Source organism: Chelatococcus caeni (genome assembly GCF_014196925.1).
Lineage (GTDB): Bacteria > Pseudomonadota > Alphaproteobacteria > Rhizobiales > Beijerinckiaceae > Chelatococcus_A > Chelatococcus_A caeni.
The window spans coordinates 1-13,523 of sequence record NZ_JACIEN010000009.1 but is presented as its reverse complement, the minus strand read 5'-3'; the positions used below and the strand labels follow the sequence as shown (position 1 = coordinate 13,523).

Below are 13,523 nucleotides of genomic sequence, written 5' to 3'. Positions count from 1 at the left end.
GCATTCCTCGACCGATCTCGAACAACGTCGGCCCACATCCATGGTTCCACCGCGCCGCCGCCGTTGCCGCGGCCCTTCCCGCCGCCGGCTGCAGCCGCGCCTACTCGACGCTCGCCCCCGCGGGCCCCGCGGCCGAGGCCATCGCGCTCATCTGGTGGATCATGCTCGCCGGCGCGACCGTCATCTTCCTCGCGACGTCGCTGGCGCTGGCGGGCGCCTTCATCCCCTCCGTCCGTCCTCTCCTGACGCCGAAGCGGCTCATCCTGTGGGGCGGGCTCGTCGTTCCCTCGCTCGGGCTCGCCGCGCTGGTCGCGGGCGCCTTCGCGCTCGGCGAGCGCCTGCTGCCGCGCCAGGGCGCCGAGACCCTGCGCATCGAGGTCGTCGCGCGCCAGTTCGCGTGGGAATTCCGCTATCCCGGTACGCCAGTGGCGACGCGGGACGTGCTGCACATCCCGGTCGGGCGTGACATCGATTTCGCCGTGACCAGCGAGGACGTCATCCATTCCTTCTGGATCCCGCGGCTCGGAGGCAAGATCGACGCCATCCCGGGGCATGAGAACATCGTGCGGCTGCGGGCTGACGCGCCGGGCACCTATGGCGGCATCTGCGCCGAATATTGCGGCGAGGGCCATGCGCCGATGCGCTTCACCGTCATCGCCCACGCGCCGGAGGACTACGAGGCGGCGCTGACCTCGGAGGCCGCGCGATGACGACGGCTCCGCACCAATCGCGCGAGGCCCCGCCGGCCGCGCCTCCCTCCGCCCTCCGCCTGCACCGGGAACTGTCGGCGATCTGGGGCACGCCGCCCGGCTGGGGACGGCTCTCGGCGGTCAACCACACCATTCTCGGCAAGCGCTTCATCATCGCCGCCTTCGCCTTCTTCGTCATCGGCGGCCTGCTCGCCATGCTGATCCGCGTGCAGCTCGCCACCTCGGGCAGCGCCTTCGTCGGGCCGGAGATCTACGGCCAGATCTTCACCATGCACGGCACGGTCATGATGTTCCTGTTCGCGATCCCGATGTTCGAGGGCTTCGCGATCTACCTGCTGCCCAAGCTGCTCGGCGCGCGCGACATGGCCTTCCCGCGCCTCACCGCCTACGGCTTCTGGTGCTACGTGCTCGGCGGCTCGATCCTCGTCGGCGCCATGCTCACCGGCGTCGCGCCGGCGAGCGGCTGGTTCATGTACACGCCGCTCTCCTCCTCCGCCTATACGCCCGGCATCAGCGCCGACGTCTGGCTGCTCGGCATCACCTTCGTCGAGATCTCGGCACTCGCCGCGGCGGTCGAGATCATCGTCACGGTGCTAAAGCTGCGCGCGCCCGGCATGTCCCTCGACCGCATGCCGATCATGGCGTGGTACCTGCTGATCGTCGCCTTCATGATGCTCTTCGGCTTCCCGCCGCTGATCCTCGGCTCGATCCTCCTCGAGCTCGAGCGCGCCGCGGACCTGCCCTTCTTCGACCCGACGCGGGGCGGCGATCCCCTGCTCTGGCAGCACCTGTTCTGGCTCTTCGCTCATCCCGAGGTCTACATCATCTTCCTGCCGGCGGCCGGGGCGATATCGACCATCCTCCCGACCTTCGCCCGCCATGAGCTCGTCGGCTACCGCATCATCGTCGTGGCCGTGATCGCGGTGGCTTTCCTCTCGTTCGGGCTGTGGGTGCACCACATGTTCACGGTCGGGATCCCGCATCTGGCGCTCGCCTTCTTCTCCGCCGCCAGCGGCCTCGTGGCGATCCCTACCGCCGTGCAGATCTTCGCCTGGATAGCCACCCTGGCCCAGGGACGCCTGCGCTGGGACGTGCCGATGCTCTATCTCGCCGGCTTCTTCGTCATCTTCGTCATCGGCGGGCTGACCGGCGTCATGGTCGCCATGGTGCCCTTCAATCTCCAGGCCCACGACACGCACTTCATCGTCGCGCACCTGCACTATGTGCTCATCGGCGGCTTCGTCTTCCCGATGATGGCGGCCACCTATTACTGGCTGCCGCACTTCACGGGCCGCCTCGCCGACCACCGCCTGTCCGTCCCGGCGTTCTGGCTGATCTTCGGCGGCTTCAACCTCACCTTCTTCCTGATGCATCTGACGGGCCTCCTCGGCATGCCGCGGCGCGTCGCGACCTATGCCGCCGAGGCCGGCTGGGACTGGCTGAACCTCCTGTCCTCCGTCGGCGGCTTCTTGATGACGGTCGGCTTCGCCCTCTTCGCCGCCGACGTTCTCGTGCAGATCCGCTTCGGCAAGGGCTTCCGCCGCAATCCCCACCAGGCCCGCACCCTCGAATGGGCGATGCCCACGCCGCCCCCGCCCTATGCCTTCGCCTCCCTGCCGGACATCACCGACCGGGCCGACAGGCTGGAGCCGGGCGGCCTCGGCAACCGGCTGGCCCGGGGCGAGGGCTATCTCGGCTTCGCCCGCAACCGCTGGCTCGAGACGCTTGGCGTCGACATGGTGTCCGGCAGGCCCGAGCAGCTGATCGTACTGCCGGGACCGACACGCCTGCCCCTCTGGAGCGGTCTCGCCACCTGCGCCTTCGTGCTCTGCCTGCTGTTCAAGCTCTACCTCCTGTCGCTCCTGCCACTCATCGCGGTGGTGTGGCTCTTTCTCGGCTGGACGGCCGCCGCCGCCGCGAAGGCGGACCTCGGCCCGCTGCCGGTCGGCCGCGGAAGGGAGCTGCCGCCACACTGGGAGGCCGAACGCCCGCCGTCATGGTGGGCGATGATCTTCACGCTGGCCGGCGACGGGACGCTCTTCCTCTCCCTCGTCTTCGGCGCGCTCTTCCTCTGGCTCGTGGCGCCGGGCTGGCCGCCGGGGGAGGTCGTCCTGCCCGCACCGGTGCCCGTCGCGGGCTGCGTCGCTGTCTCTGTGCTGGCCGCCATCGCGGGCCGGAAGGCCGTCGCGGTCCTGAGAGCGGGTGGTTCGCCCGCCCTCTGGCTCGGCCTCGGCGCATTGATGCATGCGGCCACCGTCGCGCTCCTCGCCGCGCTGGCCGCGACCGTGCCCGGCCCGACGACGCACAGCCTCCATGCCGTGACCTTCACCCTTCTCTTTTATGCCGGGCTGCATGCCGGCATCGGCCTCGTCTATGCGGGCTATTGCCTCTGGCGCCAGGGCGGCGGCTATCTCTCGCGCCGGCGCAGCCTCGACCTGCGGATCGCGGCGCTGTGGCACGACTACACGGCCGTCTCCACCATCGTCGCGCTGGCCGTCATCGTTGCGCTGCCGCTTCTGGCCGTCGTCCCGGAGACGCGGCCATGATCGATGCAACGTCCCGCCGCACGGTCCTGCTCCTGTCGCTCGCCGCGGGCTTCGGCCTGTGGGCAGTCGCCTTCGTGGTGCTCTATGCGATGCTCTCCGTCGGCTGCGCCTTCGGCTGGGACAGGGGAAGCCTCGTGCTCGGCCTGTCGCTGCAGCGCCTGCAGCTTCTTTTGCTGCTCGGGATCTTCCTCGCGCTGCATGTCGCCCTCGTCGTGGGGCTGAAGGCGCGGCAATCTCGCGCCGACGCTGCGACGGACCGGTTTCTCCGTTCGGCCGCCCGCCTCGCGGCCATCGCCGCTCTGGCCGCGAGTGTGTTCACCTATTTCGGCGCCGTCGTCCTGACCACCTGCAATCCGTGACGGCCGGGCCGCCTCAGGCGTCGGCGCCCGCGTTCGGCCCATCCGCCGGCTTGCGGAACACCCGCAGGACATGGCCGTAGACGAGGCGCGGCAGATATTCGGACGCGACGAGCTCCAGCCCCTCGCCGGCCGCCCAGCGTTCCACCGCCTCCGGCGACACCTGGCGCACGAGCTCATGGGAGAAGATGAGGTCGTCGATGGTGTGGGCAAGCCGCCGGCCGCCCGGCTCGTCCGTCATGTCCTTGTAGATGAACACCCCGCCCGGCGCGGTCCGCCGGGCGGCCGCCGCGACGACCTTCTGCCGCTCGGCCTCCGGCACATGGTGCAGCACGTCGACCATGACGACGACGTCGAATGGCGCGTCGACGACGCCGTCGATCGTCTCGATATGGTCGAAGCGCAGGCGCTCGCCGCCGGCGAGGCGGCCTGCCGCGCCGCGCGCGAAGGAAAGCGCCGGCGCCGAGACGTCGCAGCCGACCCCCTCGGCGATTCGCTCGATCGCCACGAGAAGCGCCAGCAGCGCCCCGGTGCCGCAGCCGACGTCGAGCACCCGCGCGCCCTGCGGCACGAAGGGCACGATCCGGTCGTAGGGGCAGACATAGGGCCGCGCCGCGCTCAGGAGGCGCAGCGGCTTCGGCGCGTCCTCGTAGAGGTCGTAGAAGAAGCCGCGCAGGTCCGCCGGCGTGCATGCGGTATCGGGAGACGGAAGGCGCACTTCGGGACCTCCGGGTCCATCTTTCGCGATCGGGTGATGTACGACGCCGCCGGATGACGGTCTTTCGCCGGCGAAACGGAGCACTTGCTTGCCCCGCATCCGGACGAGGCGGCAAGATGCCCGAAATCCCGGCGAGTCGATACAGGAAATACGATTTAGACTTGCGCGCCACGCCTGATCTTGCAAGTTTCAGCCAGCATTCGCGAATGGTGTGGGCTTCGCCCCGAAGATCAGGATTGATGCAAGCCGTGCCCGTGCTCATGCAGACAGGGAGTGTTCGTCGTGAGCCGGCCCCGCCGGGCGCCCGGAGGCGCTCGCTCCGCGGCGGGGCGCGCCGATGACCCTCGCCGATGCAAGGCCTGCGGCGGCACGCAAGCGGCGCGACTTTCGCCTGAAGCGCGGCGACAAGATCATCGCCTTTACGCTCTTCTTCGGCCTCCTGGCGCTGCTGCTGTGGCCGTTCACCTTCTTCATCATCCGCCCGGGCGAGGTCGGCGTCCTCTTCCGCGTGCTGACCACCGGCACCGAGACGACCTTCGTCTATCGCGAAGGTCTCGGCATCAAATGGCCCTGGAACACCATCTACCGCTACGAGGTGCGTACCCAGGCGCAGGAAGAGCGCGTCCACGGCCTGGCCCATGACGGCCTCAGCATCAACATCGACGTCACGGTGCTCTTCCGTCCCCAGGCGGAAAAGGCCGGCGTCCTCCACCAGCAGGTCGGGCCCGACTACGTCGAGCGGCTCGTCAAGCCGCTGACCATCGAGGCCGTGCGCGCCGTGATCGGCAAGTTCGGCCCGCACGACCTCTACCGCATCGAGGTCAGCAAGCTCGAGCGGGACATCCTCCTGGAACTGCAGGATTCGCCGGTCGATCTCATCACCTACCAGGGCGTCGTCATCCGCAACATCGACCTGCCCGATACGCTGAACACCGCGATCACGAACAAGCTGACGCAGGAGCAGAACGCCCAGGCCTACGAATACATCATCGATCAGGAGAAGAAGGAGGCCGAGCGCAAGCGCATCGAGGCCGTCGGCATCCAGACCTTCTACTCGATCGTGGCCGACGCGCTCTCGCCGCAGCTTCTGACCTGGCGGGGCATCGAGGCGACGGTGCAGATCGCCCGCTCCAACAACAGCAAGGTGGTCATCGTCGGCGGCGGCAAGGATCAGCTGCCGCTCATCCTCGGCAGCGACATCGCCACCCAGCCGAACATGCCGGCGCCGCCGGCCGTCGATCCCGAGACCCACCGCCTGCCGTCCTTCGACGGCCTGCCGCCCCTGTTCCCGATCCGGCCGGGTTCGCCCGGCTCGACCTCCGAGGCGCCTGCGCCGCGTGACGGATCGCGCGAGACCTCGCAGACGGCAGGACCATCCGACAGCGATGCAACCGGGACCGGCACGACGCGCCCCGAACCGGCATCGACGCGTGTACCGCCTCGGCAGCCCCAGGGCACCCGCGACGGCAGTTGAACCGAAGAGCCGCCGGAGCGCCGGCACACGGACGAAAGACGAGGAGGCAGTCATGAATTCTGTCAACGACGCAGGCCAGAAGGTGCATCTCGTCGAAGAGACCGACGGGCAGGTGGAGACCGGCGCGGTCAGTCCGGAAGAGCGGCTGAAGCGGGCCGAGAAGATCATCAAGGACCACGTCCTCGTGGGTGCCGCCTCCGGCCTCGTGCCGGGCCCCGGCATCGACATGGTCCTCGCCTTCGGCACGCAGCTCAACCTGGTGCGGCGCCTGTCGCAGCTCTATGGCGTGCCCTTCCGCGAGAATGCGGCGAAGTCGACCATCACCGCGCTCTTCGGCAGCCTCGGCGCCGTCGGTGCGGGCGCGATCGCCGCGATGAGCTTCGTGAAGGCGATCCCCGTCCTCGGCACCGCCGTCGGCGTCGCCGGCACCAGCGTCTCGATCGGCGCCTTCACCTATGCCATCGGCAAGGTGTTCCAGCAGCATTTCGAATCGAACGGCACCTTCCTTGACCTCGATCCCGGCGCCTACCGCGCCTATTTCCGCGAGATGATGAAGCGCGGCAAGAAGGTAGCCGAGGAAGAGGCCGAGGACATCGAGGAGGTCGTCGTCGTCAAGAAGCGGCCGGCCAAGGCCGCCAAGCCGGCGACGGTGGAAGCGGGGGCGTAATGGTCGCCATCCCGATCGCCATCTATGCGCTGCTGTGCCTGCTCGTGGCTTTCCGCGGGCGGCACACGCAGCTCGGCTTCCTCGGCACGCTGATCGCCAGCGTGTTCCTGACACCCATTCTCGTGTTCCTGGCGCTGGTGCTGCTCTCTCCGCACCCGAGTGATGTGGCGCGGCAGTAAGGTCGCGCTACGGTCAGACGCGCATGCGCCACAGATGCACCCGCGCCGGAGCGCCGTCGGCGGCAAGGGCCGCATAGGCCGGCGGCGCCGACAAGTCGGTGAGCCACCACCCCGGCTGCCCGGTCGCGCCGGCGTCGAAGAGCGGCCGGAACGTCGCCCCCTCGGGCGCCGTGCCGACGGCGAAGGTGTCGAGCGGCGCGTGCAGTCCGACGCCCATGGCCTTGGTCAGTGCCTCCTTGCGCGTCCAGCAGCGCAGGAAGGCATCCTGCTTTGCGGCCGGGTCGCGTTCGGCGACGATGGCGCGCCATTCACGTGCATGGAAATGCTGTCGGGCGATGTCGTCGATATCGTCCATGGCGCGTGCCACCTCGATGTCGATGCCGACACGCATGCCGGCTGCGACGGCGACCAGCGCCATGTCGGCGCTGCGCGAGGCATTGAAATCGAGGCCCTGGCCAAGCGCCCCTCCCCGATGGGCAAGGCACGGACGCCTGATGCCGGTTTCGCCGAAGGCGATGTCACCGGGCGCGCAGCCGAGGTAGCGCGCAAGCACGAGGCGCCGCAGGGTCCGTGCACGGCTGAAACGCTCGGCATCGCGGATAAAGCGGTAGCTCGCGGCCTTCGCCTGCTCGTCGGGGCCTAGCACCCTCTCCGCCCAGTCGCCCTCGTCGAGAGCCGCGCTCCAGACGTGCACCTCGCCGTCCCCGGGCCAGGGCGGCGCGCCCGGCCCGATCGGCCAATGGCGCGGAGCGCCGGCATCAGGGGTGGAGCGGGGGACCATCATCGGCGTCGGCAAGGGCGCGTTGCGGCGCATCGACCCGCACGATGCGCCCCTCCTCCATCCACACCAGCTTGTCGGCGAGATGGAAGTAGCGGTCGTCATGCGTGATGGCGATGACCGTGCGCCCCTCGGCCTTGAGGCGCGGCAGCAGCGCCTCGTAGTAGCTGCGCCGGAAATCCGGATCCTGGTCGGCCGCCCATTCGTCGAAGACGCAGACCGGCCGCTCCTCGAGCAGGGCGACGATCATCGCAAGGCGCTTGCGCTGCCCCGTCGACAGGTCGGTGGTGCTGAAGCGCCCGTTGCGGAAGGCGACCTTGTCGGCCAGCTGCATGTCCTTGAGCAGGGCGTGCACGCGGGCCGGGTCGATGTCGTCGATGCCATAGAGCCGGTCGAACAGGTGGAAATCGGTGAAGATGACCGAGAACAGGCTGCGATAGGCCTCGACATTGCCATTCGCGACCGCCGCCCCGTCCCAGAGGAGGACGCCGTCGCTCGGCTCGTAGAGCCGCGTCATCAGCTTGACGAAGGTCGACTTGCCGCTGCCGTTGCCGCCGACGATGAAGACGAGCTCGCCGGCGTCGATGTCGAGGTCGCAGGGGCCGACCGAGAAGCCGCGCTCGCCGTCCCGCGCGTCGTAGCGATAGGCGAGCCGGCGCATGGTGAGGCCGCTGCCGAGCGAGGCCGGCTCCGTGATCACCGGCTTCTCCGCCTCCTTGACGCGCCGGGCGAACTCCTCGTCGAGCGCCTCGAGGCTCTCGACCGCGAGGTTGGCGCGGGAGACCATGGGCAGGGTGCGCACGATGCTGGTGATGGCGCCGCTCGAGAAGACGATGACGGTGATGATCTTGCCGGGCACCGAGAGGTCGGTGACATAGTGCGGGATGGCGAAGACCATCGCCCCCATCAGGGCATAGAAGAAGACGTCGCTGATCGACTGGCCGTGGTTGAAGCGCCTGCCGGAGCGGATGCGCAGGTCTTCCACCAGTTCCGAGCGGGCGACGATGTAGTTGGCGTAGAGGTCCTCGCTGCGGCTCGAGTTGAGCTTCACCTCCTTGAAGCCGCCGAGGAGGTGCTCGAAGCTCTTGTGGAAGGCCGCTTCGCCTGCGCTGGCGCGTCGCCACAGGTTCTCCGCGTCGGCATAGCTGCGCCGGTAGAAATAGACGGCGCCGGCGAGGAACACCATCGTCACGGCGAAGGCCGTCGGCGACAGATAGCCGATGTAGATGGCCGAGACGATGAGCTGCATCGTGAAATAGATGAGCCCGACGACGGCCGGCGCCGTCTCCTCCACGGTCTGCAGGTCATGGCCGACGGCATTGCGGATGCGGACGATGCCGATGTTCTCGAAGGCGGAGAGATTGAGGCTGCGCACCTGGTCGGCGATGTGGATGCGCATGCGGCTGAGATAGCCGGCGACGATTGCCGTCATGGCGTTGAGCGCCCTGTTCATGGTGAACAGGACGACGGCGCAGCCGAGGACGAAGAAGGCGAGGAGCTGCCACTGCAGGCCCTCCGACTGCTCGTAGTCCGTCACCGTGCTGACGACCGCGATGACGAGCGCCATGGCGATGCCCGGCACGAGCGAGATGATGAGGAGCTGAAGGCGACCCTCGCCCGCCTCTTCGTAGAGAAGCCTGAAGAATTTCATGAATCAGCCGCAGCCCCGAGCCTGTTGGCGCAATGGATCACGTCTCTTCGGCCGCGATCAAGCTGCGCGGGCGCATGTCGGTCCAGTGGGCCGACACATAATCGAGGCATTCCTGGCGGGCGGCCGGCCCGTGCACCGTCTGCCAGCCCGCGGGCACGTCCGCGAAGGACGGCCAGAGCGAATGCTGGCCCTCGTCGTTGACGAGCACCAGGAAGACGCCGTCCTCATCGTCGAAGGGATTGGCCATGCGCTCACTCCTCTCACTTCCGCTCAGGCCAGCCACGTCTCGGTGAGCCAGCCGTTCTCGTCATAGTCGCCGAGGCACTGGTCGACCAGCGACAGCATGGCCGCCATGGATCCGTCGGCCCGCGCCAGCGCCGGCAGCTGCAGCTTGATCTCCTCGTGGTTGCCGGCGTAGTTGCGCTCGTAGAGCTCGTGCCGGCCGGCGAATTCCGAGCCGACCGCATCCCACATCAGCTTCATGATCTTGATGCGCTCCTTGTAGCCGATGCCGTTGGAGCCACGCACGAAGCGCGCGAGATAGGGGTCGATCTCCGGGTTCTGGAAGTCTCTGGCCGACGACGGCAGATAGATCAGCGCCGAGGCGACGATCTTGTGCACGATCTCCTTCACCCGGCCATAGGCGTCGGGCGCCAGGGCGCGATAGGCCTGCGCGGCCGTGAGCCCCGGCAGCACGGCGCCGCCGGTCCAGGCCTGCGGCTTCAGCGCCATGGCATCCGACAGGGACCAGAAGAGGTGCCGCAGCGCGATCACCTCCCCGAGCAGCACCTGGTTGCCTCGGAACTCATCGCCGCTCGTCGCGTGCAGGGCCTTGGTCAGGAGGCCGGTAAGGAAGTCGAGCTTCACGGCAAAGCGCGTGCAGCCGTGAAAGCAGGTGCCGTGCAGATAGCCGGAATCGAGCGTGAAATTGACCGGATGGTGCGCCGGGCCGTGCACCAGCACGTTCTCCCAGGGCACGAAGACATTGTCGAGCACGAGGATGGCGTCGTTCTCGTCGAAGCGCGAGGCGAGCGGCGAGTCATAGGGCGTCGAGGCGACATGCGCCGCATATTCGTAGGAGTTGCGGCAGAAGAGCTTGAGGCCCGGTGCGTTCATGGCGGTGAAGAACATCACGGCCATGCTCGGGTCGCTCTTGGCCACGGTCGCGTGATGGCTGAGGAAGTTGAAATGGGTGAGGGCGGCCGAGGTGGCGACCACCTTGGCGCCGGAGACGTAGAGCCCGGCATCCGTCTCGCGCTCGACGCGCACATAGACGTCGCGCGCCTCGCTCGCCGGCTTTGCCCGGTCGATCGGCGGATTGGCGAGGGCGTGGTTCATGAACAGCGTCGTGTTCTGCGCCCGCGCATACCACTTCAACGCATTGTCCGCGAAAGGCCCGTAATAGTCGGCATTGACGCCGAGCGTGTTGATGATCGAGGCCTTATAGTCGGGCGTGCGGCCCATCCAGCCGTAGCAGAGCCGCGCCCAGCCGGCGATGGCGCGCTGCTGGGCGACGAGGTCCTCCCCCGAGCAGGCGGCGCGGAAATAGCGATGCGTGAAGCCCTCGCCCGCGTCCGTCGCCACGGTGAGCTCGCCCCTGCCCTCGCGCTCGTCCGCGTGCAGCGCGTCATAGAGCCGGGCGAGCGAGCGCACGGAATTGCGGAAGGCGGGATGGGTCGTCACGTCGGCGACGCGCTCGCCGTTGATGTACACCGAGCGGTCGTCGCGCAGGCTGGCGATGTATTCGGCGCCGGTGAACGGGCGCCCGCCCCTGGCGACGCTGTCTTCCGGCTGCATGGTCCTCGCGTTCACTGCACGTCCTCCGTCATTCGTCTGCCCGCGCGCTACGAAGGGCGGCGGCGATGATCGCGCCGATCTCGGCCAGCGGCCCCGGAACGGTCATGGAATTGTGGTCGCAGGCGATGTCGTGGGAAACGACGCGCCCGGCGACATGGAGCGCCCAGGCCTCGGCCGTCGGCGCATCCGGCTCCCGCCCGAGCGTTGCCGCGACATGCAGGATGTCGCCGGCGAAGCGCTGCGGCCGGAAGGCACCGGCCAGGCGGGCGTTGTTGTTGGCGACGGCGAGCATGCGCTCGAAATCCTCCGGGCGCAGCGTCGCAAGGGGATTCTGCGTGCGGGCGAGGAAGGCGCGCACCGCCTCCCAGCCCTCCGTGCCGTCCTCTTCGCCTTCCGGCGGACGATAGCCGATGAGGTCGAGCAGCGCGGCCCGGGCGCTGTCCCGGTCCATCCGCAGCGGTGCGCGCCAGTCGGCGAGCGGATAGCTGTCGAGAACGGCGAGCAGCGCCACCGTCTCGCCCGCCTGCTCCAGCGCCGTCGCCAGGGCCTGCGCGACGAGCCCGCCGAAGGACCAGCCGAGCAGGCGATAGGGGCCGCGCGGCTGCACCGCCCGGATCTGGCCGAGATAGTCGCGCGCCATCGCCTCAACGGTCGCCGGCAGGGCCTCGCCGGCGCGGAAGCCGCGGGCCTGCAGGCCGTAGAGCGGCACATCCGGCCCCAGCTGCCGGGCAAGGCCCGCATAGGACCAGGACAGGCCGTAGCCGGGATGGATGCAGAAGAGCGGCGGCTCGCTGCCGCGCGGCTGCAACGGCAGCAGCACGTCGAGCATGCCGCCGGCGGCAGCGGCCGGCGCGCCGAGAAGGTCGGCCACGGTCGGCCGCTCGAAGAGGTCGCGCAGCGTGAGCTCGATCCCCGCTTCCTGCCTGATGCGATTGACTAGCCGCGTCGCCAGCAGCGAATGCCCGCCGAGGGCGAAGAAGCCGTCGTCGATGCCCACGGCCTCGAGGCCGAGCACTTCGGCGAAGAGACGGCACAGCAAGGCCTCGCGGTCGTTGCGCGGGGGCGTGGTGCCGACGGGCGCGAGCTGCGGCGCCGGCAGCGCGCGCCGGTCGAGCTTGCCGTTCGGCGTCAGCGGCAGGCTGTCCAGCATGACGAAGGCCGCCGGCAGCATATGCGCCGGAAGCTGCGCCGCGGCATGGGCCCGCAGCGCCTCGCCGTCGATGGCCGTCCCCGCCCGGGCGACGCAATAGGCGACGAGCCGGCGGTTGCCCGGCCTGTCCTCACGCGCGATGACCACGGCCCGCGCGACGGCGGCATGGGTGTTGAGCACGGCCTCGATCTCGCCCGGCTCGATGCGATGGCCGCGAATCTTCACCTGCTGGTCCGCCCGGCCGACGAAGACGAGCTCGCCATCGGCGCGCCGGCGCACGATGTCGCCGGGGCGGTACATGCGCGCTCCCGGCGGCCCGAAGGGGTCGGCGACGAAGCGCTCGGCCGTCAGGTCCGGCCGGCCGCGATAGCCGCGGGCGAGGCCGAAGCCGCCGATATAAAGCTCCCCGGCGACACCGGGCCCGACGGGCCGCAGCGCCGGGTCGAGCACATGCAGCGTCGTGTTCCAGATCGGCGCGCCGATCGGCGGCGGGCGCGTGTCGCCGCGCCTGACCGTGCCGGCCGTCGACCAGATGGTCGTTTCCGTCGGCCCGTAGAGATTGACGACCTCGGATCCCGTCGCCAGCAGCGCCTCGGCGAGGTCGCCGTCGAGCGCTTCGCCGCCGACGAGGATCCTGACCGGCGGCAGCTCGCCCGCATCGACGAGCGCCCGCCACAGGGAGGGCGTCGCCTGCACCATCGTGGCGCGCTCGGTCACGATGAGCCGGCGCAGGGCTTCCGGATCGCGTGCCTCCTCCGGCCGCGGCAGGATGACCGTGCCGCCGCGAAGGAGCGGGCCGAACAGTTCCAGCACGGCGATGTCGAAGCCAAGCGTCGTGACGCTGACGAGCCGGTCCGTCGCGGCGAAGCCGAGCCGGTCCTGCATCCCGGCGAGGAAATTGGCGAGCCCGGCCCTCGTGACGACGACGCCCTTTGGCCGTCCGGTTGAGCCCGAGGTGTAGATGACATAGGCCGGATGGGCGAGGTCGTGGCCGGCCTCGTCCGGCGCCGTGTCCGGCTCGTCCGCCAGCGCCGCGATGATCTCCGGCGCATCGAGACAGATCACCTCCCGCCCGGCGAGCACCTCGCCGAGCGCCGCCGCCGTCGCGCGGAGCGTCACCACCGGCGCCGGGCCCGCATCCGCCAGCATGTCCGCCAGCCGCCCCCGCGGATAGTCCGGATCGAGCGGCAGATACGCCCCGCCCGCCTTCATCACGCCGAGGAGCGCCACTACCATCGCCGCGCCCCGCGGCAGCGCCAGCGCCACCAGCCCCTCCGGCCGAACGCCGCGCCCGCGCAGATGATGCGCCAGCCGGTTCGCCCGCTCTTCGAGCTCCCGGTAGCTCAGGCGCTCCTCGCCCGCGATCAGCGCCGTCGCCTCCGGCCGCCGCCGCGCCGCCTCGGCGATCAGCTGCGGCAGGCTGCGCGCCGGCACCGGCCGGGCCGTGTCTTCCACCCGCCCGAGCACCGCCGCCCGCTCCTCCGCCGGCAGCACCGG

General features: G+C 69.6%; 12 protein-coding genes. 6 read left to right on the top strand and 6 right to left on the bottom strand.

Features of this window, described 5'->3' with window-relative positions; all coding sequences use genetic code 11:
- The first annotated feature begins 2 nt into the window (after positions 1–2).
- From coxB to GGR16_RS24150, 3 genes are read left to right on the top strand one after another with little or no spacing between them, the layout of a single operon-like run.
- A complete protein-coding gene (coxB, locus tag GGR16_RS24160; RefSeq protein ID WP_425486603.1) occupies positions 3–710 on the top strand; it encodes a cytochrome c oxidase subunit II in 708 nt (235 codons plus the stop codon).
- A complete protein-coding gene (gene ctaD / locus GGR16_RS24155) occupies positions 707–3,256 on the top strand; it encodes a cytochrome c oxidase subunit I (RefSeq protein ID WP_183318672.1) in 2,550 nt (849 codons plus the stop codon). The genes coxB and ctaD overlap by 4 nt, the downstream gene beginning before the upstream one ends.
- Positions 3,253–3,615, top strand: a complete 363-nt coding sequence (locus tag GGR16_RS24150; protein ID WP_019401806.1) for a hypothetical protein — start codon at positions 3,253–3,255, stop codon at positions 3,613–3,615. The genes ctaD and GGR16_RS24150 overlap by 4 nt, the downstream gene beginning before the upstream one ends.
- A 13-nt stretch (positions 3,616–3,628) precedes the next feature.
- On the opposite strand, the gene GGR16_RS24145 is transcribed toward GGR16_RS24150, so the two are convergent.
- The gene (locus GGR16_RS24145; protein WP_183318670.1) at positions 3,629–4,330 is read right to left on the bottom strand and encodes a methyltransferase; all 702 of its coding nucleotides are present in this window, start codon (positions 4,328–4,330) and stop codon (positions 3,629–3,631) included.
- Between the two features lie 337 nt (positions 4,331–4,667).
- On the opposite strand from GGR16_RS24145, the gene GGR16_RS24140 reads away from it, so the two are divergent.
- Genes GGR16_RS24140 through GGR16_RS24130 form a run of 3 tightly spaced genes read left to right on the top strand, consistent with a single transcriptional unit; the run spans position 4,668 to position 6,650 of the window.
- Positions 4,668–5,804, top strand: coding sequence for a prohibitin family protein (locus GGR16_RS24140; protein ID WP_183318668.1), 1,137 nt, complete (start codon positions 4,668–4,670; stop codon positions 5,802–5,804).
- Between the two features lie 52 nt (positions 5,805–5,856).
- The gene (locus GGR16_RS24135; protein ID WP_019401809.1) at positions 5,857–6,471 is read left to right on the top strand and encodes a YcjF family protein; all 615 of its coding nucleotides are present in this window, start codon (positions 5,857–5,859) and stop codon (positions 6,469–6,471) included.
- Positions 6,471–6,650 carry a hypothetical protein gene (locus GGR16_RS24130; RefSeq protein ID WP_019401810.1) on the top strand — a complete coding sequence of 60 codons (180 nt, stop codon included), beginning with the start codon at positions 6,471–6,473 and terminating at the stop codon, positions 6,648–6,650. Before GGR16_RS24135 ends, GGR16_RS24130 begins: the two co-directional genes overlap by 1 nt.
- 13 nt (positions 6,651–6,663) lie before the next feature.
- Here the strand turns inward: GGR16_RS24130 and GGR16_RS26550 are convergent, their stop codons facing one another.
- From GGR16_RS26550 to GGR16_RS24105, 5 genes are all read right to left on the bottom strand, one after another.
- Complete coding sequence (locus GGR16_RS26550; RefSeq protein ID WP_183318664.1) at positions 6,664–7,344, bottom strand: 4'-phosphopantetheinyl transferase superfamily protein; 681 nt, start codon at positions 7,342–7,344, stop codon at positions 6,664–6,666.
- Between the two features lie 64 nt (positions 7,345–7,408).
- Positions 7,409–9,079 carry a cyclic peptide export ABC transporter gene (locus tag GGR16_RS24120; RefSeq protein ID WP_183318662.1) on the bottom strand — a complete coding sequence of 557 codons (1,671 nt, stop codon included), beginning with the start codon at positions 9,077–9,079 and terminating at the stop codon, positions 7,409–7,411.
- 37 nt (positions 9,080–9,116) lie between these two features.
- Positions 9,117–9,326, bottom strand: a complete 210-nt coding sequence (locus GGR16_RS24115) for an MbtH family protein (RefSeq protein WP_019401813.1) — start codon at positions 9,324–9,326, stop codon at positions 9,117–9,119.
- A gap of 23 nt (positions 9,327–9,349) precedes the next feature.
- Positions 9,350–10,876 (bottom strand): 4-hydroxyphenylacetate 3-hydroxylase N-terminal domain-containing protein, encoded by a 1,527-nt coding sequence (locus GGR16_RS24110; RefSeq protein WP_183318754.1) that lies wholly within the window; start codon positions 10,874–10,876, stop codon positions 9,350–9,352.
- Between the two features lie 28 nt (positions 10,877–10,904).
- Positions 10,905–13,523, bottom strand: a 2,619-nt coding sequence (locus GGR16_RS24105) for an amino acid adenylation domain-containing protein (protein ID WP_183318660.1), incomplete at its 5' end; no start/stop codon positions are given.